The 20,137-nt window shown below is 62.6% G+C and carries 22 protein-coding genes; 19 read left to right on the top strand and 3 right to left on the bottom strand.

The genetic code is table 11. The annotated features are described in order from the left end of the window. Positions 1–101: 101 nt before the first annotated feature. From AC6I97_RS16525 to AC6I97_RS16485, 9 genes are all read left to right on the top strand, one after another. Positions 102–833, top strand: a complete 732-nt coding sequence (locus tag AC6I97_RS16525; RefSeq protein WP_224093930.1) for a response regulator transcription factor — start codon at positions 102–104, stop codon at positions 831–833. Beyond that, complete coding sequence (locus tag AC6I97_RS16520) at positions 820–2,049, top strand: sensor histidine kinase (protein WP_497945452.1); 1,230 nt, start codon at positions 820–822, stop codon at positions 2,047–2,049. The genes AC6I97_RS16525 and AC6I97_RS16520 overlap by 14 nt, the downstream gene beginning before the upstream one ends. Further along, complete coding sequence (locus AC6I97_RS16515) at positions 2,046–3,623, top strand: molybdopterin-dependent oxidoreductase (protein WP_497945451.1); 1,578 nt, start codon at positions 2,046–2,048, stop codon at positions 3,621–3,623. The genes AC6I97_RS16520 and AC6I97_RS16515 overlap by 4 nt, the downstream gene beginning before the upstream one ends. A gap of 58 nt (positions 3,624–3,681) precedes the next feature. Beyond that, positions 3,682–4,914: a molybdopterin molybdotransferase MoeA gene (locus tag AC6I97_RS16510; RefSeq protein ID WP_497945450.1), complete on the top strand. Its 1,233-nt coding sequence runs from the start codon at positions 3,682–3,684 to the stop codon at positions 4,912–4,914. Next, positions 4,902–5,456 (top strand): cyclic pyranopterin monophosphate synthase MoaC, encoded by a 555-nt coding sequence (gene moaC / locus AC6I97_RS16505; RefSeq protein WP_224092331.1) that lies wholly within the window; start codon positions 4,902–4,904, stop codon positions 5,454–5,456. The genes AC6I97_RS16510 and moaC overlap by 13 nt, the downstream gene beginning before the upstream one ends. Continuing rightward, positions 5,453–5,956, top strand: coding sequence for a MogA/MoaB family molybdenum cofactor biosynthesis protein (locus tag AC6I97_RS16500; protein ID WP_223948552.1), 504 nt, complete (start codon positions 5,453–5,455; stop codon positions 5,954–5,956). Before moaC ends, AC6I97_RS16500 begins: the two co-directional genes overlap by 4 nt. Beyond that, a complete protein-coding gene (locus AC6I97_RS16495; RefSeq protein ID WP_224092333.1) occupies positions 5,946–6,401 on the top strand; it encodes a molybdenum cofactor biosynthesis protein MoaE in 456 nt (151 codons plus the stop codon). Before AC6I97_RS16500 ends, AC6I97_RS16495 begins: the two co-directional genes overlap by 11 nt. A gap of 117 nt (positions 6,402–6,518) precedes the next feature. Then, complete coding sequence (gene dapB / locus AC6I97_RS16490) at positions 6,519–7,277, top strand: 4-hydroxy-tetrahydrodipicolinate reductase (protein WP_224092335.1); 759 nt, start codon at positions 6,519–6,521, stop codon at positions 7,275–7,277. Positions 7,278–7,281: 4 nt separating this feature from the next. Beyond that, positions 7,282–7,770: a hypothetical protein gene (locus tag AC6I97_RS16485; RefSeq protein WP_497945449.1), complete on the top strand. Its 489-nt coding sequence runs from the start codon at positions 7,282–7,284 to the stop codon at positions 7,768–7,770. On the opposite strand, the gene AC6I97_RS16480 is transcribed toward AC6I97_RS16485, so the two are convergent. Then, complete coding sequence (locus AC6I97_RS16480) at positions 7,746–8,981, bottom strand: heparan-alpha-glucosaminide N-acetyltransferase domain-containing protein (RefSeq protein WP_497945448.1); 1,236 nt, start codon at positions 8,979–8,981, stop codon at positions 7,746–7,748. The genes AC6I97_RS16485 and AC6I97_RS16480 overlap by 25 nt on opposite strands. A gap of 71 nt (positions 8,982–9,052) precedes the next feature. Next, positions 9,053–9,601, bottom strand: coding sequence for a TOPRIM nucleotidyl transferase/hydrolase domain-containing protein (locus tag AC6I97_RS16475; protein WP_497945447.1), 549 nt, complete (start codon positions 9,599–9,601; stop codon positions 9,053–9,055). Positions 9,602–9,677: 76 nt separating this feature from the next. Here AC6I97_RS16475 and AC6I97_RS16470 point away from each other — a divergent pair, with 76 nt between their 5' ends. The 7 genes from AC6I97_RS16470 (at position 9,678) to AC6I97_RS16440 (ending at position 17,350) form a co-directional block, all read left to right on the top strand. Continuing rightward, on the top strand, positions 9,678–10,013 hold the full coding sequence (locus AC6I97_RS16470) for a hypothetical protein (protein ID WP_497945446.1): 336 nt from the start codon (positions 9,678–9,680) through the stop codon (positions 10,011–10,013). A 74-nt stretch (positions 10,014–10,087) separates the two neighbouring features. Continuing rightward, positions 10,088–10,999, top strand: a complete 912-nt coding sequence (dapA, locus tag AC6I97_RS16465; RefSeq protein WP_224166993.1) for a 4-hydroxy-tetrahydrodipicolinate synthase — start codon at positions 10,088–10,090, stop codon at positions 10,997–10,999. A gap of 27 nt (positions 11,000–11,026) precedes the next feature. Further along, positions 11,027–12,718 (top strand): ribonuclease J, encoded by a 1,692-nt coding sequence (locus tag AC6I97_RS16460; RefSeq protein ID WP_224092342.1) that lies wholly within the window; start codon positions 11,027–11,029, stop codon positions 12,716–12,718. A gap of 73 nt (positions 12,719–12,791) precedes the next feature. After that, positions 12,792–15,656, top strand: coding sequence for an FtsK/SpoIIIE family DNA translocase (locus AC6I97_RS16455; protein ID WP_497945445.1), 2,865 nt, complete (start codon positions 12,792–12,794; stop codon positions 15,654–15,656). A 9-nt stretch (positions 15,657–15,665) separates the two neighbouring features. Beyond that, positions 15,666–16,268 (top strand): CDP-diacylglycerol--glycerol-3-phosphate 3-phosphatidyltransferase, encoded by a 603-nt coding sequence (gene pgsA, locus AC6I97_RS16450; RefSeq protein ID WP_497945444.1) that lies wholly within the window; start codon positions 15,666–15,668, stop codon positions 16,266–16,268. After that, positions 16,265–16,777: a CinA family protein gene (locus AC6I97_RS16445; protein ID WP_497945443.1), complete on the top strand. Its 513-nt coding sequence runs from the start codon at positions 16,265–16,267 to the stop codon at positions 16,775–16,777. Before pgsA ends, AC6I97_RS16445 begins: the two co-directional genes overlap by 4 nt. Positions 16,778–16,915: 138 nt before the next feature. Next, on the top strand, positions 16,916–17,350 hold the full coding sequence (locus AC6I97_RS16440) for a helix-turn-helix domain-containing protein (protein ID WP_216925260.1): 435 nt from the start codon (positions 16,916–16,918) through the stop codon (positions 17,348–17,350). A 120-nt stretch (positions 17,351–17,470) separates the two neighbouring features. Here the strand turns inward: AC6I97_RS16440 and AC6I97_RS16435 are convergent, their stop codons facing one another. Next, positions 17,471–18,028: a MarR family winged helix-turn-helix transcriptional regulator gene (locus AC6I97_RS16435; RefSeq protein ID WP_497945442.1), complete on the bottom strand. Its 558-nt coding sequence runs from the start codon at positions 18,026–18,028 to the stop codon at positions 17,471–17,473. Positions 18,029–18,060: 32 nt separating this feature from the next. On the opposite strand from AC6I97_RS16435, the gene AC6I97_RS16430 reads away from it, so the two are divergent. The 3 genes from AC6I97_RS16430 to AC6I97_RS16420 all read left to right on the top strand — a co-directional run bounded on the left by AC6I97_RS16430 (position 18,061) and on the right by AC6I97_RS16420 (position 20,128). Beyond that, entirely contained in the window at positions 18,061–18,285 is a 225-nt protein-coding gene (locus AC6I97_RS16430; RefSeq protein ID WP_224092350.1) for a DUF3046 domain-containing protein, read from the top strand. 270 nt (positions 18,286–18,555) lie between these two features. Next, entirely contained in the window at positions 18,556–19,596 is a 1,041-nt protein-coding gene (recA, locus tag AC6I97_RS16425) for a recombinase RecA (protein ID WP_224166997.1), read from the top strand. Then, positions 19,586–20,128, top strand: coding sequence for a regulatory protein RecX (locus AC6I97_RS16420; protein ID WP_224166998.1), 543 nt, complete (start codon positions 19,586–19,588; stop codon positions 20,126–20,128). Before recA ends, AC6I97_RS16420 begins: the two co-directional genes overlap by 11 nt. The last annotated feature ends 9 nt before the right edge of the window (positions 20,129–20,137 follow it).

Below are 20,137 nucleotides of genomic sequence, written 5' to 3'. Positions count from 1 at the left end.
CCGGTGCCCTCGGCAGTTCTTACGGAATGCGTACATTCACCCGGAAGTGACCCGTATCCGATGCCGGGCAGCTTCGGCGTACCTATGCTGAAAGCGTGAGCATGCAATCGGCATCAACAGCGGCAGAGCCCGGCAATCGCCGCATCCTTCTCGTCGAAGACGAGCAGACCATCGCTGATGTCGTCCGCGACTATCTCCTGCAAGCCGGGTTCCAGGTGGACGTGGCCGGGGATGGGTTCTCGGCGCTCAGGCTCGCAGCAACCCGACAGCCGGACCTTGTGATTCTGGACCGCATGTTGCCGGGGCTGGACGGCGTGGAAGTGTGTCGCCGGCTCCGCCAGAGCATGAGCGTGCCGGTCATCATGGTTACGGCACTGGGAACCGAAGATGACCGCATCCTTGGTTTGGAGATGGGCGCGGACGATTACGTCACCAAGCCGTTCTCGCCGCGGGAGCTTGTCCTTCGCGTCAAGTCCGTCCTTCGCCGCAGCGTGAAGGAATTCTCCCCCGAACCACCTGTCGAATTGGCAGGCTTTGAATTGGATCCCGCATCCCGGACCGTCACGCACCGTGGAACGCCGCTGACTTTGACGGTGCGTGAGTTCGATCTCCTGGCCTTCATGCTGCGCAGGCCAAACCAGGTCTTCAGCCGGGAAGAACTCATCAAGGCAGTCTGGGGCTGGGACTTCGGCGATCTTTCCACTGTGACCGTCCATGTGCGGCGCCTCCGCGAGAAGATCGAAGTCAACCCCACCAAGCCTGAGCTCCTTAAGACGGTTTGGGGCGTTGGCTACAGGTTCGACGCCAAGGGGGATGGCCATGGAGGGCACTGAGCTTGCAACCATCCTTGCCTGGGTGCTCCTGTGGGCAGTGGTCATCGGTGCCATCACGCTTGTGCTGCTACGTGTCCTTCGCCGGGCTTCGGTGTTGGCCCAGATCTGCCTGGTTGTGGTGGCTACCGTGGCTGTCCTTGTGGCAGGCATGGTCAGTGCGTTCAATGCCATGTTCATTTCTGCCAGGGACCTTGAGGTCATGTGGTACATCCTGGCCATGGCTTCGGCAGTAGCAGTGGCCTTATCGCTCGTGCTGGGAGCCGGGGTATCCCGGAACGCGGCGCGCCTTGTGGCGGCGGCCAGGAGACTGGGCCGGGGCGAAACCCTGGACCAACCCACTAAAAACGGAAAGCGGACCGGACCTGCCATGACCTCGGAACTCGCTGAACTGGCACAGGAACTGGAGGCCAGCAGCCGTAACCTTGCGGAGTCGCGGGCCAGGGAAGCCGCCATTGAAACCGCGCGGCGCGAGCTCGTCTCGTGGATTTCACATGACCTCCGTACTCCACTTGCCAGCATGCGCGCCATGACCGAAGCCCTTGAGGACGGCATGGTGGCCGATATCCCGGAGTACTACCGGAAGATCATCGGGCAGACCGAACAAATGACTGCCATGGTCAACGACCTTCTGGAGTTGTCCAAGATCCAGGCTGGAAGCCTTCGCTTGCGCGCCGAGTCCCTGGACCTCTATGACCTTGTCAGTGATGCTCTGTCCGATCTGGCGCCGCTGGCCGCCCAACGCGGCATTACGCTCACCGGCGGAGGAGACCGCGAGTGCATGGCCGTGGCCGACGGACCCAGCATGGCCAGGGCGATCCGGAACGTGCTGCTCAACGCGATCATTTACAGCAGGCCGGACACGGACGTTCACACCAGCGTGGGGCGCGACAACGGAAACGCCGTGGTCGCAGTTCAGGACCACTGCGGGGGCATCCCGGAGGAGGACCTTCCCCACCTGTTCGAAACCGGCTGGCAGAAGGACCCTTCAAGGGGGAACCCGGCGGGATCGCAGGGAAGCTACAGCGGAGCAGGAATTGGATTGAGCATGGTGGCTGGCATTGTCAAGGCGCACGGGGGAGCGGTGAAGGTGGAAAACGTCGACGGCGGTTGTCGGTTTGCGCTGTCACTTCCGGCTGGTTCGCTTCCTTCTGGTTCCCTTCCGGCAGGATCTGTTCAAACAGGATCTGTTGTGGATCGCCAAGGAGGCGCAGCATGAGAAAGCCCGGATTCTGGGCTGCGGTTGCCGGTGTGGCGGCCGGGGGAGCAGGCATTGCGGCAGGCGAGCTGAGCGCGGGCTTCCTTAGCCCCCTCGTTTCGCCAGTGACGGCACTGGGCGGCGCCGTCATCGATTCCGTTCCTCCCGGAGTGAAGGACCTCGCCGTACAGCTCTTCGGGACGGCGGACAAGATCGTGCTGGTCGCTTCCATCCTGGTTGTGGCCGTGGTTCTGGCTGCCCTGGCCGGGATTCTGGAGCGCCGTCGAACCGGACTCGGACTTGTTCTGGCGGCCTTGGCCGGCGCGGCGGGCCTCAGCGCTGTCCTGACCCGGGCCCAAACAACACCGCAGGCCGCCATCGCACCCATCGTGGCCGCCGTCGTCACCATGCTGCTGCTCCGCACGCTGATTCGCCGCCTAGGCACGTGGGTCCCGCTACGTGAAGCGTCATCCGGCGTGGTGCCGTCAGATCCGGCCAGTGCCTCACCTCCGCCGGAACCTGCCCCTCTGGCACGGCGGAGCTTCCTGAACGCCGTGGCGGCCACATCGCTTGCGGCAGCCGTGGGTGGAGTGGTCACCAGTATCCTTACGCGGGCCACCACCGTGGCTTCCGGTTTCAGGGGCACTTTGACGCTGCCGGCTCCATCGACGGCGCAGCAGGCTATCCCTGCAGGGGCATCGCTGCCGCTGGAAGGGATCAGCCCCCTGGTGACACCGAACCCCGACTTCTACCGGATCGACACCGCTTTGACTGTGCCGGCCATCGATCCTCCACAGTGGAAACTGAAAGTGACCGGAATGGTGGATCGCGAGGTCGAGCTCGACTTCGCGACGCTCCTCACAAAGCCCATGACGGAGCGGCACATCACCATCGCGTGCGTGTCCAATGAAGTGGGCGGCGACCTCATCGGTAATGCCCTGTGGCTTGGCTGGCCTGTACGGGAACTCCTGGCCATGGCCGGTCCCAAACCAGGGGCAGACATGGTGCTTTCCACCAGCAACGATGGCTGGACGGCAAGTACGCCCCTCGAAGCGCTCACGGACGACCGCGACGCCCTCCTTGCCGTTGGCATGAACGGCGAGCCGCTGCCCCTGGAACACGGATTCCCGGTACGGATGATCGTGCCGGGACTCTACGGCTTCGTCTCGGCAACCAAATGGCTCACCGAACTCAAGGTCACCCGGTTTGCGGACGACACCGCTTACTGGACTCCCCGTGGCTGGAGCGATCACGGCCCCATCAAGACGCAGTCCCGCATCGATGTACCGCGTAGTGGGCGCACGGTCAAAGCAGGCAACGTGCAATTTGGCGGTGTGGCCTGGGCCCAGCATCGTGGGGTGGACCATGTGGAGCTCCGCATCAACCGTGGCCCCTGGCGACAGGTGATGCTTGCACCAGGGATATCCGCGGATACCTGGTACCAGTGGCAGCTGGGAGTTGACCTCTCACCCGGCGACTATGAAGTCCAAGTGCGTGCCACCGACTCTTCGGGCAAACCACAAACCGAAGACCGGACCCCCGTAGCTCCCGACGGCGCCACCGGCTACCACACCATCAACGTCAAGGTCACATAAGGCCCTACTCTGGGTACGTCCTGATAATCTCCGGACAGGAGCGTGACCACACAGGAGGATGTCCTTGCCCAGATCCGTTGCTGCCCATCGCGACGCCGTGGTGGAACTACTGAGCGGTCCTGCCGCCACCATGGCCACTGAACAGCTGCCACTGCTTGACGCGCTGGGCAAGGTGCTGGCCGTGGACCTCCACGCGCCACTTTCCCTGCCGCCATTCGCCAATTCCCAAATGGACGGCTTTGCCGTCAACTCTGCCGGGATTCCCGACGGCGGCGCGAAGCTACGGGTGGCGGCACCTGTTCCGGCGGGGGCGGCTCCGGAGGTGCTGAAGCCAGGCTTTGCCGCGCCCATCATGACCGGCGCCATGATCCCCGAGGGCGCCGACGCCGTAGTCCCCATTGAGCGGGCACGCCCCAGCACCTTCCCGAATCCCGAGGCAAGGGACGTTGAGGTTGAACTCCCCGCCGTTGCTCCCAATACCTATGTTCGGCACGCGGGCAGCGACATCAAAGAAGGGGACCTGGCCCTTCCCGCAGGTACCTGTCTAGGACCCGCTCAGCTTGGCCTGTTGGCCGCGCTGGGGTTGACCGCCGTCGAAGTCCGCAGGCCATGGCATGTCCTGCTGGTCACCACGGGCGATGAAGTCCTGGAACCGGGCCGGAATCTCACGCCCGGCAAGATCTATGACTCCAACGGAACCCTCCTGGAAGCATCCATGCGCCAAGCAGGCCTTGACGTCGCGCGAAGCCGGATCTCCGATGATGATCCCGCGCAATTGCTCGACCTGCTACACAGCCACCTTGGCAGCGATGACGGCAGGGGCCCGGTAGACCTGATAGTTACCACGGGCGGCGTCAGCAAGGGGGCATACGAGGTCGTCCGGCAAGCCATGGCCGCCCAGCACGTGGAATTCCTGCCCGTGGCCATGCAGCCAGGAGGCCCACAAGGAATCGGCCGCTTTGAAGGCGTTCCGTTCCTCGGCTTTCCGGGCAACCCTGTCAGTTGCCTCGTTTCCTATGAAATGTTCCTGCGCCCTGCCCTTTCGCTGATCCACGGCGTCCCGGCAATGAGGCCGGTACAGCGGGCGCGTTTGGTGGAACCGCTGCATTCACCAGAGGGCAAGCATCAAGTCCGCCGCGGAACGGTGCTGCCTGACGGCTCCGTCCGCATGGAGGGTGGCGCGGGAAGCCACCTGGTGCATGCCTTGGCACGCTCGAACGCATTGGTGCAGATCCCCAGCGACGTCACGGAACTCGCTGAGGGAAGCGAAGTGGAAGTATGGATGCTGTGAATGAAACTCCCACGAACACGTCCGGCAACACCGGCGGCCTGACCCATCTCCGTCAAGACGGTACCGCCCAGATGGTGGATGTCTCAGAGAAAGCAGTCACCACCCGTGAGGCGACAGCCACGGCCACGGTCCGCAGTACTGCCGAAGTCCTGGCCCTTCTCGGCGCCGGCGAACTTCCCAAGGGCGACGCGCTCGCAGTGGCGCGCGTGGCAGGGATCATGGCCGCCAAGAAGACACCCGAACTGATCCCGCTGTGCCACCCGTTGCCGATTTCCAAGGTCACGGTCGATTTTGAGCTGGGAGCCGACTCGATCGAAGTACTGGCGACTGTGAAGACGCGTGGTGTCACCGGCGTCGAAATGGAAGCTCTCACCGCTGCCTCTGTAGCGGCCCTGAGCGTCTACGACATGATCAAGGCCGTGGATAAGCACGCAGTCCTGACGGATATTCAGGTGCTGGCAAAAAGTGGTGGCAAAAGTGGGGATTGGAAGCACGGTGACTGGAACCGGGGCAGTTCGGCGCCGGAAAGAGCCCAAGCATGAGTGCGTGCGAACCAAACGCCCACGGGCCGCGGAAGGCCGGCGTCGTCATAGCGTCCACGCGTGCGGCAGCGGGAATCTACGCCGACGAAACCGGCCCCGTCATCCTGGACTGGCTCAAGGAGCACGGCTTTGATGCCTTTCCCACCATGGTGGTGCCGGATGGCGAGCCCGTTGGCGCGGCTTTGAGGGCGCTCCTGACCCAGCAGCCCGCAGTCGTCATCACCAGTGGCGGAACGGGCCTGAGCCCGGACGACAGGACGCCGGAAGTAACCTTGCCGCTGCTGGATCGTGAGATCCCGGGCATTATGGAAGGCATTCGGCGGGCGGGCGCTGCAAAGACGCCCATGGCAATGCTGAGCCGTGGGCACGCAGGAGCAGCAGGAAAGACATTCATCATTAACTTGCCCGGTTCCCCGAAGGGCGTCATGGACGGCTTGACCGTCCTGGATCCGGTGATCGGGCACCTTTGCGATCAATTGGAAGGAAGCCATGGGCACTGAAACAGACTTTGAAGTTGTTAGCGCGGTCCTGAGCGCTGAGCCCATCTCCGTGGACCAGGCAATTGCGGCGGTGGAGTCTGACACCGCCGGGGCAGTAGTCAGCTTCAGCGGCGTCGTGCGCAACCACGATTCGGGCAAGCCCGTGGACCGCCTGAGCTACAGCGCGCATCCCACAGCGCACCGGATCATGGCCGACGTAGTCGCGCAGTTGGTGGCCGAGCACTCCGGCGAAGCAGCGCAGCCCGTCAGGATTTGGGCCGCACACAGGATCGGGATGCTGGAGATAGGTGACCCCGCGTTGGTGTGTGCCGTGGCGGCCGCCCATCGGGGCCAGGCGTTTGCCGTTTGTTCGGAACTTGTGGACCGGGTCAAAGAACAGGTGCCCATTTGGAAGGAACAGTTCTTCAGCGACGGCACCGTGGAATGGGTCGGGGCCGGGGAGTAGGGGGTACGGCCCGGGGACTAGGGGGAACGGCCCGGGGCGTAAGGGGGAACGGCCCGGGGGAGTGTTTGCGAAGTCACGGTTCCTGCCGCACCCCGGCCCGGCGGTAGGGTTAAAGGCATGACCGAACAACTTGCTGTTGCAGTGCTGGGCGCCTACGGGCGCATGGGAATTGAAGCCGTGAAGGCTGTTGAAGCAGCCGACGATATGAAGCTGGTAGCGGCTCTCGGTCGCGGCGATTCCCTGCAGACGCTGCTCGATGCAGGTGCCAAGTATGTTGTGGACCTGACTGTTCCGGACACTACCGAGGCCAACGTCCGTTTCGCGGTTGAACATGGCATTCATGCAGTGGTCGGGACCACCGGTTGGGATGGGCAGCGCCTTGGGTCGTTGCGGACGCTTTTGGAGCAGAAGCCGGAAACGGGCGTCCTGATCGCCCCGAACTTTGCTTTGGGTTCCGTGCTGGCGTCGGCGTTTGCGGCGAAGGCTTCGCAGTACTTCGAGTCCGTGGAGATCATTGAACTGCATCACCCGAACAAGGTTGACGCTCCTTCAGGTACGGCCGTGCGTACTGCACAGCTGATTGCCCAGGCCAGGCAGGAAGCGGGTGTGCCGGCAAGTCCTGACGCCACGGAAACGTCCCTGGACGGCGCCCGGGGCTGCGATGTGGAGGGTGTACGTGTCCACAGCGTGCGGCTCCGCGGGCTGGTGGCGCACCAGGAAGTGCTGTTCGGCGGGCCTGGTGAACAGCTGACGCTGCGCCATGACTCCTTCGATCGTGCCTCGTTCATGCCAGGTGTGCTGCTCGGGCTTCGCAAAGTTGCCGAGCACCCAGGCTTGACCGTGGGCCTGGATGGCTACCTGGACCTGGGGCTTTAGGATCATGGGAACTCTTTGGGAGTCTGTGAAGAAAAACCGCACCAAAATCTGGGTTGGTGCCATCACCCTGCTCTTGGTGTTGTATCTGGTGGTGTCCCTCCAGCGTTCCATCCTGTTGCTTGGTGATCCCAATCCGGTGGCAAAAGGTATCGGCGCGGCTTACCTCGTTTTGCCTGTGATTGGCGCTTGGGCGCTCATTCGTGAGCTCTTGTTTGGGGCGCGGACCGAACAGATGGCCAAGGTCCTGGAGGCCGAGGGAGGCCTTCCTGTGGATACCTTGCCGCGCACGCCCGGTGGCCGGATTGTCCGGGCTGCCGCTGACGCCGAGTTCGAAAAGTATCGTGCGGAGGCCGAGGCAGCACCCGGGGATTGGCGTTCCTGGTTCCGGCTGAGCTGCGCCTACGACGCCTCCGGCGATCGCAAACGTGCCCGCGCTTCAATGCGCGACGCCGTGAAGCTCTTCCGCTCTCAGCCCACGGTGGCCGGGCGGTAACTGCCCAGGCGCGACGCCTGGTGGGCCAGCCACTCCAGTGGTCCCCGCCAGCGCAGGAGGGCAAAGCAGACGCCGATGCCTACAGCGGCCAGGGCCTGCGTCCAATACATTCCTTCGTCGGTCCACCCCGCTGGCAGTGGCTTGTTGTGGAAACCGGATACCACCCAGACGTGGAGTGAATACAGCGTGAGAGTCATGGCGCCCGGACCGCTGAGGAGAATGAGGAAGTTGACCTTGATCCGTTGGGCAAGGGTGCCCAGCATCAGGAACAAGCCGACGACGGCGGCAGCCACGCCACCGGTGTGAAGCAGATCCAGGGTGGTGCCGGCATGCGGTGCCGCGCTTGCCAGCCACCACCACGAGTCCACCTGCTGCAATCCTGTCAGGTTCACTTGGAGCATGCTCTCCAGCGGGTATCCCCGTGTTCCCGGCAGTGCTTCCAGTGCGGCGCGGCCGCCCCATACCTCCATGGCCAGGGTTCCTACGATTTTCGCCAAAGCGGCCACCGCGAATCCGCAGGTGAACAACAGCAACTGGACGTTCGCCGTCGTGAGCGCCAAACGGCCGATCGCCAGTCCGATCAGCAAATAGGTGATCCATTGGAACACCGGGTAGTAGCCCGTGAAGAACAAGTCGGCGACCAAGCGCCCCGGTGTCTCAAGGTCCTCGCTGTTTGGGTTGTGCCCCAACTGCAGGGGAGGGTTGGCGTCGAGCAGCCAGGGCCGGACGAGGTAGGCGATCAGGGGTGAGACCAGTACCCAGCCGAGCGCCCACAAGCAGAGTGCTTTCAGTCGCAATCCCAGAAACGGCAGGATGCACAGGAACAAGACGGCATAGTGCACCAGGATGACCGCGACGTTGACGTCCAGACCCCCAAGCGTCAGCCCGACGACGGCAATCACCAAGGCGCGCATCGCGACACCGCTTCTCGCCGCCCAGAGGTCCAGGCCCTGACGCGGCTCCTGTTTTCCGGTGGTGAGTGCCAACCCGATTCCGGCGAGGACTGCGAACAGCGCAGCGGACCTGCCCGAGAAAACCAGTCCGACCCACGTGGGTTCCCACTGGGGCGAGGGGCCGAACGTCGGCATCAGATGGGTGGCCATCATTCCGAGCAAGGCCAGGCCGCGGGCGGCATCTATGCCCGTAAGGCGGGTGGAGACTTTGCGTCCCCTGGGCACCTTCCGGGCTGGCGCCGTCTCTTGCGAAGTCATGCTGCGATCGTCTCACAAGGGACTGTGGCCCTGCTGTGAAGCGGGCTGGAAGCATCGTTGCAGCAGATGGCTCATTGCGGAAATGATTCCACGAGACGGGCGAGCGGTGGGGGTGCCTGTCCCGCCGGCAGTGCGCCGACGAGCAGGGAGGCGTACCGGATTTTGTTGCCGCTGCGTCCCCCGAAGAAACGGCGCAGCTGTGCCGGTGCCGGCTTGCCGCGCTGTGAGGGCTGGCGTTGGAGGAGCCGGAACGAAGCAAGCTCACCTTGGGCCGCAATGACGTTGAGCACGGCATCGACGCCAAGGCAGCGGATGAGTTCGTCCTCCAGATCCGCTTGGCACACGTGGAAGCCGCTCCCGGACAAGGAGCCGGAACCAAGGCCTGCCCGACTGAGTGCGCGGGCGATGCCCTGTGCTTCGCCTGCATCGCAAAGTCCGAGTAACCGGTGGTCCGTGCCTTTCGGGCCGTAGCGGTCAAGGAAGCGAACGATGTTGGTCGCGCCTCCCATCGGCACCACAGTGACGCGCTCAGCCTTCAGGTCATGGCCAAGGCGAACGGCCAGTGTCTCCACCGCAAGCCGGTCACTTTCGCCCTCCACCAACACAGTCGTCACCCGCATGGAACCAGTATGAAGGACACACGCTGCCGGCCCACAGGCCTTGTCTTCGAATATATGTTCGAATAACATGGCCTTCATGAACGATGCTCCAAAGCCTCCGGAAGGCCTCCAAGGACCCATGAGGGCGATGAGTCCAGGTGTTGTCGACTTCCTTTTCAGGCAACTCGTGGCAGGTGAACCGCCGGAAGATGTCCAGTGGCGCAGCGAGGGAACGGTCCTCGCCGAGCAGGCGCCAGGTGCTGAGCTTGCACGTCGCCTGGCTGAAACGGACCTTGAGGCCCTCACGCCAAGGGAACTCTTCGACTATGTTCGCGCGTCCCAGGGTTTGGTTGCCTGGGCGGAACAATTGAAGGAAAAAGCGGTGGCGCAATATTGCTCTGAGGGCACTGCGAGGACGCCCAAGCCCGCATAGTCAGCAGGGTCGATGACGACCATCACGCGGAACCCATTCCCGGAACATGGCTGTGACAGGGTAACGTTTTTCTTATGTCTGACTCCCGCGCCCACATTCCCGCACTTGGTACCCTGCTGACCGCCATGGTCACCCCGTTCACCGAGGATGGCAAGGTCGACTACGACCAAGCCGCGGCGTTGGCGGAGAAGCTGGTCCAGGACGGTTGCGACGGACTCGTGGTCACCGGTACCACTGGAGAGACCTCAACCCTTACTGACGAAGAAAACCTCGGCATGTTCCGTGCGGTCAAGGAAGCCGTGGGGGGCAAGGCTGCCATCATTGCCGGAACGGGCACCAACGACACCGCGCATTCCGTGCATCTGTCCCAGCGCGCGGCCCAGATTGGCATCGACGGCCTTCTGATCGTCACTCCTTACTACAACAAGCCCAGCCAGGCCGGCGTTCGCGCCCACTTCGAGACGATTGCGTCCTCTACGGACCTGCCGGTCATGCTCTATGACATCCCCGGCCGCTCGTCCATTGCCATTGCGCCCGAGACCATGATCGGGCTTGCCAAGCACCCGAACATCGTGGCCGTCAAGGACGCCAAGGCGGACTTCGCCGCAGCCACCCGCGTCATGGCCGAGACCGATTTGGTCTTTTACTCAGGCGACGACGGCCTCACGCTGCAGTGGATGGCGCTGGGGGCAGCAGGCCTCGTGGGCGTGACCACGCACGTGGCCACCCGCCGATTCCGCGAACTCATTGACGCTGTCAATGCCAATGACCTTGCCACGGCGCGGGCCATCAACTTTGAACTGGAACCCGTGGTGCGCGCAACCATGACGCGGGTCCAAGGCGCTGTAGCCGCCAAGCAGATTCTCAAGTGGCAGGGAGTCCTGCCCAACTCGGTTGTCCGTTTGCCCCTCGTGGAGCCGGACGAGGCCGAGATCAAAACCATCCGCGGGGATTTGGCGGAAGCCGGAATGGACTTCAACGTCTAGGACGGCACCGCCGGAAAGAAGCACAATATGACCCAAACAGCCCTTCCTGGACTGGTTACTCCGCCGAAACTGCCGCAAGGCACACTGCGGATTGTTCCGCTAGGTGGACTGGGGGAGATAGGCCGCAACATGGCGGTCTTCGAAATCGACGGCAAGTTGCTGATCGTTGACTGCGGCGTACTTTTTCCCGAGGAAACGCAGCCCGGCGTTGATTTGATCCTTCCCGACTTCTCTTACATCGAGGACCGGCTGCAGGATGTTGTTGGGGTGGTGCTCACGCATGGCCACGAAGACCACATCGGTGCTGTTCCGTATCTGCTGCGCCTCAAAGCTGACATCCCGTTGATCGGTTCCCAGTTGACGCTGGCCTTGGTGGAGGCGAAGCTGCAGGAGCATCGGATCAAGCCGTACACGCTGACCGTCAGCGAGGGCCAGGTGGAGCAGTTCGGCCCGTTCGAATGCGAATTCATCGCAGTGAACCACTCGATCCCGGACGCCTTGGCCGTCTTCATTCGCACAGCGGGCGGCACTGTCCTGCATACGGGCGACTTCAAGATGGACCAACTGCCTTTGGACGGCCGCATCACCGACCTCCGCCACTTCGCCCGCCTGGGCGAAGAAGGAGTGGACCTCTTCATGGCTGACTCCACCAATGCCGACGTTCCCGGGTTCACCACCGCCGAGAAGGAAATCGGCCCCACCCTTGACCGCTTGTTTGGGCAGGCGAAGAAGCGCATCATCGTGGCTTCCTTCTCCTCCCACGTTCACCGCGTCCAGCAGGTCCTCGACGCCGCAGCCAAGCACGGCCGCAACGTTGCGTTCGTCGGCCGTTCCATGGTTCGGAACATGGCTATCGCGGCCAAGCTGGGGTACCTTGACGTGCCCAACGGGATCCTGGTGGACATCAAGAACATTGACAATCTCCCCGATGACCGGGTGGTCCTGATGTCCACCGGTTCCCAGGGCGAGCCCATGGCAGCACTCTCACGCATGGCCAACGGCGACCACCGTGTAGTTGTTGGCCAGGGCGACACCGTGATCCTGGCCTCCAGCCTTATTCCAGGCAACGAGAATGCCGTGTTCCGCATCATCAACGGATTGTTGAAGCTCGGTGCCGATGTCATCCACAAGGGGACGGCCAAGGTTCACGTGTCCGGGCACGCAGCTGCCGGCGAATTGTTGTACTGCTACAACATCCTTGAGCCCCTCAACGCGATGCCTGTCCACGGTGAAACCCGGCACCTGATTGCCAACGGAAATATTGCCGAAGAGTCCGGCGTGCCTTCCGAAGGCATCATCCTCAGCGATAACGGCACTGTCATTGACCTGAAGGACCACAAGGCCAACATTGTTGGCCAGGTAGAGGTCGGCTTCGTCTATGTGGACGGTTCCAGCGTTGGTGAAATCACCGATGCGGATCTGAAGGACCGCCGTATCCTGGGCGACGAAGGCTTCATCTCCATCATCACGGTCATTAACCGGACCACCGGCAAGATCGTCTCCGGACCGGAGATCCATGCACGCGGTGTGGCGGAGGACGACGCCGTCTTCGACGAAATCATCCCCAAGATCAACGCTGCGTTGGAAGAAGCCGTGCTCAACCACGCAGACCACACCAACCACCAGCTGCAGCAGGTCGTGCGCAGGATCATCGGAACGTGGGTGAACCGGAAGCTTCGTCGCCGTCCCATGATCATTCCGGTGGTCCTGGAAGCGTAGTCCACCGGCAACATGCATCCCAGGGGGCCTGAAATCCGCGGATTTCGGGCCCCCTTGGGGTAGCGTGGCAATCATGGCGACCCGTACTTCCTCCACGCCACGAGGCAGCTCCAGCAGTAAATCCGGCGGCACAGGCCGGGGCGCAGCTGCATCCAAAAGCAGTGCAGCCACGTCCAGGAACGGCCGGGGCAGCAGTGCACGCTCCAAGCAGCCGGCCGCCGTCGAGCCCCACGCGCCGCTGCCGTTGCGCATGCTCGCAGGCGCCTGGCAGGGTATTGGCCACGTTGTGGGCGCAGGAGTCCGCCGGATCGGGTACGACGTTAGCGACCTCGATCCCGCCGATCGCCGCGACGGCGCAGCCCTGTTCAACCTGGTGCTGGGAATCGGCATTGCAACGTTCGCCTGGTGGGGTCTGACAGGATGGCTGCCTGACGCCGTCTACAGCGTGGTCAACGGCACGTTCGGCTGGATGTCGCTTGTTTTGCCTTTCATGCTTTTCATCTGCTCTTTCCGCCTCTTCCGCAATCCGCAGGATGGCCGCGGCAACAACCGCGTTGGCATCGGCTTCATGATCATGACTTTTGCCGGCTCCGGCTTGGCCCACATTATTGGTGGCCAGCCCACCGTGGCTGATGGCTTTGATGGTCTGCGCAGGGCGGGTGGAATGCTGGGCTTCCTTGCAGCGTCTCCGCTGGCTGCCATCCATGCCATTGTCCCGGTGATCGTCTACAGCCTGTTGGCCTTCGTATCGGTGCTGATCGTCACGGCCACGCCGTTCGGGGCGATCCCCTCCAGGATCCGCTCTGCCTACGAGCACCTCATGGGCGTGGACCTCATGGACGCCGAGTCCGGCAAAGATGCCCATGATCGCAGTTACCTCTATGAAAACGGGGCTGTTGCACAGCCCAAGAAGAAGAAGCGGATGCGTCTCTTCGGCAAGGATGAGGACACCGATGCCGGTTTGGAAGGCTACGTCGGTGACGAGGCCTTTGAGCACGCAATAGTCGACGACGACGAAACTCCCCAACCGTCTGCACCCCGCGTTCCGCCGGGCGTACGCCGCCCCACCCAGGCCGAGATAGCGGTGGGTAAGATCAAGGCTGCCCAGGGCCTGGGTGCTGCTCCCGTCATCGACAACCCCACCGAGGCCATTCCTGTCCTCACCCCGGAGATGACCGCACCCACCGTGGCGCAGGTTCCGGCCAGGCCGGCAACGCCGCCTCCGCCGCCCACGCCCATTCCCCAGCGCACGGAGCAACTGTCCCTGGCAGGGGACGTCACCTATACCCTGCCGGCTTCGGACTTCCTTACTCCAGGTTCCATTCCGAAGGAGCGCACCGAGGCCAATGACGCCGTCGTGGCCGCCCTCACGGACACTCTGACGCAGTTCAACGTCGATGCCGCCGTGACCGGCTTCAGTCGCGGCCCCACAGTGACACGCTACGAAATCGAGCTGTCTCCCGGCACCAAGGTGGAGCGCGTAACGGCGCTCTCCAAGAACATCTCTTACGCGGTGGCATCCAGCGACGTACGCATCCTGAGCCCCATTCCCGGTAAGTCCGCGATCGGCATCGAGATTCCCAACACGGACCGCGAAACGGTCTCCCTGGGTGATGTGCTGCGCAGCCAGAACGCACGCCGGACCGACCACCCCATGGTCATGGGTGTCGGCAAGGACGTCGAGGGTGGTTATGTAGTGGCCAACCTTGCCAAGATGCCCCACCTCCTGGTGGCCGGTGCTACAGGCGCTGGTAAATCAAGCTTCGTGAACTCCATGATCACGTCGATCCTGATGCGCGCTACGCCTGACGAAGTCCGCATGGTCATGGTGGACCCAAAGCGCGTTGAACTGACTGCGTATGAAGGCGTTCCACACCTGATCACACCCATCATCACCAATCCCAAGAAGGCTGCCGAAGCCCTGCAATGGGTGGTTCGCGAGATGGACGCCCGCTATGACGATCTCGCCAACTACGGTTACAAGCACATCGACGACTTCAACAAGGCGGTCAGGGCAGGAAAGGTCACTCCGCCGGTTGACTCCAAGCGTGTCATCAAGCCCTATCCGTATTTGCTGGTCATCGTGGACGAGCTCGCGGACCTCATGATGGTGGCGCCTCGCGACGTCGAAGATTCGATCGTTCGCATCACGCAGCTGGCCCGTGCCGCGGGCATCCACCTGGTGCTGGCTACGCAGCGACCTTCCGTGGACGTTGTTACGGGCCTCATCAAAGCCAACGTGCCCTCCCGCATGGCGTTCGCCACCTCGTCCGTCACGGACTCCCGCGTGGTGCTGGACCAGCCGGGCGCCGAAAAACTTATTGGCCAGGGTGATGCGCTCTTCTTGCCGATGGGCGCTTCCAAGGCCATGCGTGTGCAGGGTGCCTGGGTGACGGAATCCGAAATCCATAAAGTTGTGGAACACGTCAAAGGTCAGTTGCAGGCCGTGTACCGCGACGACGTCGCCGCCGAGGCTCCCAAGAAACAGATCGACGACGACATCGGAGACGACCTCGAGGTGCTGCTCCAGGCCACCGAACTGGTGGTCACCACCCAGTTCGGTTCCACCTCCATGTTGCAGCGCAAGCTTCGTGTCGGTTTTGCCAAGGCCGGACGCCTTATGGACCTCCTGGAGTCCCGCGGCGTCGTGGGTCCCTCCGAGGGATCCAAGGCCCGCGATGTCCTGGTCAAGCCGGATGACCTCGCTGCCGTGCTTGCTGCCATGAAGGGACAGGAATCCCCGGCTGCGCCTGACGCCCACACTGCGGCCCTGAGCGATAACGCGAACTCCAACATCGCCGTCGGCGGTTATGCCGAGGACCTGGTGGCAGCGGATCTGGACAACCGGACCCAGGCTGTTGAATATTTCGACGGCGCCGATGGCTCCGATGACGAGGACGAGGATGGCGAGGACGCCTGGTCGCTCACCGGACGGTAGCCTAGAGGGGTGACTACAGCCGAAGGTGACAACGCCTCTTCCAGCAGCTCCGACGTCTGGAACCTTCCCAATATCCTCACGATGCTCCGCATCGTCCTGGTTCCGTTTTTCGTCTGGTTCCTCGTGGCAGATGGCAGCCATCAAGGCATTTGGCGGTGGGCGGCAGTCGTGGCCTTCGCCGTAGCGATCTATACCGACAAGCTCGACGGCGATATCGCCCGCGCGCGTGGCCTTATCACCAACTTCGGCAAGATCGCGGACCCCATTGCGGACAAACTGCTCATCGGTTCAGCGTTGGTGCTCTTGTCCATCCTCGGGGAACTGCCCTGGTGGGTGACTATCCTCATCCTGGTCCGCGAGTGGGGCATCACGGCACTGAGGTTCTTTGTGATCCGCTACGGCGTCATGCCGGCCTCACGCGGCGGAAAGCTGAAAACAGTCATCCAGACAGTGGCCATCTTCCTGTACATCCTGCCGCTCGAGGCGATCGCACCGTGGTTGGTCATTGTGGCCTTCTGGGTCATGATGGCCGCCCTTGCCATCACGCTATGGACCGGAGCGGAATACGTCGTCCAGGCGCTCCGGCTTCGTGCCGCTGGCCGCGGAGCATGAGTCGCCCCGGAGACGCAGGCGAAGCGGCAGCGCTGGCGACGGCGGCAGTGGCCCTGTCGCTGGGAAAGAGCCTGACCGTGGCGACGGCGGAGTCGCTGACAGCCGGAATGGTGGCGGCAAGCCTGGCCAACACTCCCGGTGCGTCCGGAATGTTGCAGGGCGGCGTGGTTGCTTATCAGAACTCCGTGAAGGCCTCCGTCCTCGGTGTTGCAACGGAACTGCTTGATGCCGTTGGTTCAGTGGACGGCGCAGTAGCTGAGGCGATGGCCGAGGGCGCCAGGCGGGCATGCATGGCCGACGTCGGAATATCCACCACCGGGGTGGCCGGTCCGGAGCCCCATGACGGCAAACCCGTGGGAACTGTTTTTGTTGGCGTCGCTACGGGAACCGGCACGGGGTCGTTTGAATTCAGTTTTTCGGGGGACAGGCAGAGTATCAGGCAACAAGCCTGTGAAGCTGCGCTGGCGCGCCTGCTTGATGCGCTGGAAGGGGTTGGTTACCGTTCGTAAAGTAGCCGGGAACAAAAACTCATTGCCAATAGTTGTGTCATTGTGTCGCTTCGGAACAGCCGGGGCGCCTAGGATGTAGAAAACCACACCGGTCCGCCAGCCAGCGAACCGGACGAACGAGGGAGCAAGGCGATACAGATGGTAAAGCAGCCCGTATCCGTAAACGGCGTTGTCCGCTGGAAGGATGTGGGCTTGGCTAAGCAGGCACAGAGCGAACAGAAGGAGCGCAAAATGGTTGTACTACGCCACGAAATCGGTGATGTACTGCGCGATGTCCGCCAGCGTCAGGGCCGTACCCTCCGCGAGGTCTCGCACAGCGCCCGTGTCTCACTTGGATACCTGAGTGAGGTTGAACGCGGCCAAAAGGAGGCTTCTTCCGAGCTCCTGTCCTCTATCTGCACCGCCCTGGACGTTCCGTTGTCCAGCATGCTCCGCGAAGTCAGTGACCGCGTGGCTGTTGCGGAGGGCGTAGCTGTTCCGGACACCGTTCCGCAGGAATTCTCTCAGCGTTACGGTCGCGATCTTGACCTGACCGACGACTTCCCGCAGGGCATGCTCTCCGGAGCCCGGTAACGGTCACACCCACATCAGGAATTATCACGAAAGGTCCCCAGCCTACGGCTGGGGACCTTTCGCGTCCGGCGACATTTCGCATGTGCTGCTGCGCGGCCTAAAGCCGCGTTTGGAGGCGCGTTAATCCTCCGTGGGATTGGCGGTCTCCCCGGACTCGGTCTCCTTCAGGGTGGCGTCCCTGATGATGCTTTCACCGTAGACGGCGTTGAGCCGGCCCATGTAGTCGGCCAGGGTTTGGACATCCTCCAGCGGCCACTCACCGAGTCGCTCACGGAACACCTGCCGGCGGGCGTCCTGGACCTGGTGCATCTTCTCTTCGCCTTTTTCCGTCAGGCGAATGGACTGGGCGCGTCCGTCCTGCGGATCTGCCTCCTTGTAGACCAAGCCGATACTTTCCAGAAATGCGATCTGGCGGCTCACTGAGGGCTTGCCCACTCCGATGCACGAGGCAAGGTCCGTCAGGCGGATGGGGCCCTCGCGGCGAATGATCGTCAGCAGTCCGTACGCGGCAGGCTCCATGTCGGGATGGACCTGGCGGGACAACTGATGCGAGATGGAACGGGCACGGCGCCAGAGCAGGCTCAGCTGGTGTTCCACCTGCTGAAGGGCGTCGTCTATGGTTTCGCCTGGCACGGCCTCGGGGGGCGTGCTCTGGAGAGGATTGCTCATGGCAACCATTCTAGAGTCCGGCGTCGTGAGAGACTCTATCCGTGAGGGCAAGTGACTTTTGGCGATTAATGGACGATGAATTTGGGGCAGGCTATTCCCGCGTCCTGGCCAATTCCCTGGTGCTGGCCGGGGTGGGAGGGCGGACTGCCGTAGAGGCGCTGGCTGCCGGCTACCAGCCACGGGAAGTCTGGCTGGCTATATGCGAAGTCCAGGATGTCCCTTTGGAGCGCAGGCTCGGCAGGGATATCAAGCCTGCGGCCAACTGAAGTCTCCGGCCATGTTTGCCGGGGGACTTCCAGCCCTGTGGTGGTGACACGCCCGCGCGCGTTGTTCGAATATCTGTTCGGACAGGGATATGCTCCTGTGAGAGGAAAATTGTTCCTGAAGGACGCATTCCACAGGCAATCCGAGGGTTGGTTATCCACATAGCCCACATCGGCTTCAAAAAATGTCAGGGAGCCGTAATAGCGTCTGACATGACAGGAAAGCGGCCATTCAGGCCACTCCACAGCGAGAAAGCATCAGAGGTGTGAACCATGGCGGCAACCCCGGATCGTGAAAAGGCGCTCGAAGCAGCGCTTGCCCAGATCGACAAGCAGTTCGGCAAAGGCTCCATCATGCGCTTGGGTGATGACACCCGCGCCCCGATCGAAGTCATTCCTACTGGATCCATCGCACTGGATGTCGCCCTTGGCATTGGCGGCCTGCCCCGTGGCCGCGTCGTGGAGATCTACGGCCCGGAATCCTCTGGTAAAACCACAGTGGCGCTGCACGCTGTAGCCAACGCACAACGTAACGGTGGCATCGCGGCCTTCATCGACGCCGAGCACGCCCTTGACCCCGATTACGCAGCCAAACTTGGGGTGGACACGGACGCACTGCTCGTGTCGCAGCCGGACACTGGTGAGCAGGCCCTGGAAATCATGGACATGCTTGTGGGCTCCGGCTCCCTGGACATTATCGTCATTGACTCCGTGGCTGCCTTGGTCCCACGTGCTGAAATTGAGGGCGAGATGGGCGACTCCCACGTCGGCCTTCAGGCCAGGCTCATGAGCCAGGCCCTGCGAAAGATCACCGGTCGCCTGAGCCAGACCAAGACCACCGCCATCTTCATCAACCAGTTGCGTGAGAAGATCGGCGTCTTCTTTGGATCGCCCGAAACCACCACCGGTGGTAAGGCCCTGAAGTTCTACGCCTCAGTGCGCATCGACGTCCGTCGCATTCAGACGCTGAAGGAAGGTGCCGACTCCGTCGGTAACCGGACCAAGGCCAAGATCGTCAAGAACAAGATGGCCCCGCCCTTCAAGATTGCTGAATTCGACATCATCTACGGCCAGGGCATCTCCCGCGAGGGAGGCATCATTGACATGGGCGTAGAGCACGGCATCATCAAGAAGTCCGGCTCGTGGTTCACGTACGACGGCGATCAGCTGGGCCAAGGCATGGAGAATTCACGGCGCTTCCTGCGTGATAATCCGGAGCTGGCACAGGAACTTGAGCGTCTCATCAAGGAAAAGCTTGGCGTGGGTGTCAAGCCGGAGGCAGATTCCCCAAAGCTGAAGGCCGTTGACGGCTAGAACCGGGCCGGACCCGGAGTCCTCCGTCTCAGGCGATCCTGAGCCTGATCCCGAATCCGTGGCCCGCGCCATCGTCTTGCGGCAATTGACGATGGCGCCACGGAGTCGGCTGCAGCTGTCCCGCAAGCTGGCCGAGCGGAATGTCCCTCCGGATGTTGCTGAGGCTGTGCTGGACCGCTTCGAGGAAGTCCAGCTCATTGACGACGCTGAGTTTGCCAGAATGTGGGTGCGCAGCCGCTCCCAAAGCAGAAAACTGGCCAAAGGTGCCATTCGCCGTGAGCTGACGGAGAAAGGTATCGAGCTCGATGATGCCGAGGAAGCACTCTCACAGCTCAGCGATGAAGACGAGGAAATCGCCGCCCGTGAGCTCGTTGAGCGCAAACTGAGGCCAGGCGTGGATCTCTCCGATCGTGCAGAACGTGACAAGTACACCCGTAGGCTGGCATCCATGCTGGCCCGGAAGGGCTATGCCCCTTCGATGGCCTTCCGGATCGTCGGTGAGGTACTTGCCCAAGCCGGTACCCTTGAGTAGTGAGTTTGA

It is taken from the genome of Arthrobacter sp. TmtSoilC48 (genome assembly GCF_059739425.1).
The sequence above is the reverse complement of the archived record's forward strand: the minus strand, read 5'-3'. Positions and strand labels throughout refer to the sequence as shown.

What these genes read in the sequence shown, in the direction of transcription:
- AC6I97_RS16525 (WP_224093930.1), top strand. Translation starts at nt 102, where the DNA reads ATGCAATCGGCATCAACAGCGGCAGAGCCCGGCAATCGCCGCATCCTT.
- AC6I97_RS16520 (WP_497945452.1), top strand. Translation starts at nt 820, where the DNA reads ATGGAGGGCACTGAGCTTGCAACCATCCTTGCCTGGGTGCTCCTGTGG.
- AC6I97_RS16515 (WP_497945451.1), top strand. Translation starts at nt 2,046, where the DNA reads ATGAGAAAGCCCGGATTCTGGGCTGCGGTTGCCGGTGTGGCGGCCGGG.
- AC6I97_RS16510 (WP_497945450.1), top strand. Translation starts at nt 3,682, where the DNA reads ATGTCCTTGCCCAGATCCGTTGCTGCCCATCGCGACGCCGTGGTGGAA.
- moaC (WP_224092331.1), top strand. Translation starts at nt 4,902, where the DNA reads ATGGATGCTGTGAATGAAACTCCCACGAACACGTCCGGCAACACCGGC.
- AC6I97_RS16500 (WP_223948552.1), top strand. Translation starts at nt 5,453, where the DNA reads ATGAGTGCGTGCGAACCAAACGCCCACGGGCCGCGGAAGGCCGGCGTC.
- AC6I97_RS16495 (WP_224092333.1), top strand. Translation starts at nt 5,946, where the DNA reads ATGGGCACTGAAACAGACTTTGAAGTTGTTAGCGCGGTCCTGAGCGCT.
- dapB (WP_224092335.1), top strand. Translation starts at nt 6,519, where the DNA reads ATGACCGAACAACTTGCTGTTGCAGTGCTGGGCGCCTACGGGCGCATG.
- AC6I97_RS16485 (WP_497945449.1), top strand. Translation starts at nt 7,282, where the DNA reads ATGGGAACTCTTTGGGAGTCTGTGAAGAAAAACCGCACCAAAATCTGG.
- AC6I97_RS16480 (WP_497945448.1), bottom strand. Translation starts at nt 8,981, where the DNA reads ATGACTTCGCAAGAGACGGCGCCAGCCCGGAAGGTGCCCAGGGGACGC.
- AC6I97_RS16475 (WP_497945447.1), bottom strand. Translation starts at nt 9,601, where the DNA reads ATGCGGGTGACGACTGTGTTGGTGGAGGGCGAAAGTGACCGGCTTGCG.
- AC6I97_RS16470 (WP_497945446.1), top strand. Translation starts at nt 9,678, where the DNA reads ATGAACGATGCTCCAAAGCCTCCGGAAGGCCTCCAAGGACCCATGAGG.
- dapA (WP_224166993.1), top strand. Translation starts at nt 10,088, where the DNA reads ATGTCTGACTCCCGCGCCCACATTCCCGCACTTGGTACCCTGCTGACC.
- AC6I97_RS16460 (WP_224092342.1), top strand. Translation starts at nt 11,027, where the DNA reads ATGACCCAAACAGCCCTTCCTGGACTGGTTACTCCGCCGAAACTGCCG.
- AC6I97_RS16455 (WP_497945445.1), top strand. Translation starts at nt 12,792, where the DNA reads ATGGCGACCCGTACTTCCTCCACGCCACGAGGCAGCTCCAGCAGTAAA.
- AC6I97_RS16445 (WP_497945443.1), top strand. Translation starts at nt 16,265, where the DNA reads ATGAGTCGCCCCGGAGACGCAGGCGAAGCGGCAGCGCTGGCGACGGCG.
- AC6I97_RS16440 (WP_216925260.1), top strand. Translation starts at nt 16,916, where the DNA reads ATGGTAAAGCAGCCCGTATCCGTAAACGGCGTTGTCCGCTGGAAGGAT.
- AC6I97_RS16435 (WP_497945442.1), bottom strand. Translation starts at nt 18,028, where the DNA reads ATGGTTGCCATGAGCAATCCTCTCCAGAGCACGCCCCCCGAGGCCGTG.
- recA (WP_224166997.1), top strand. Translation starts at nt 18,556, where the DNA reads ATGGCGGCAACCCCGGATCGTGAAAAGGCGCTCGAAGCAGCGCTTGCC.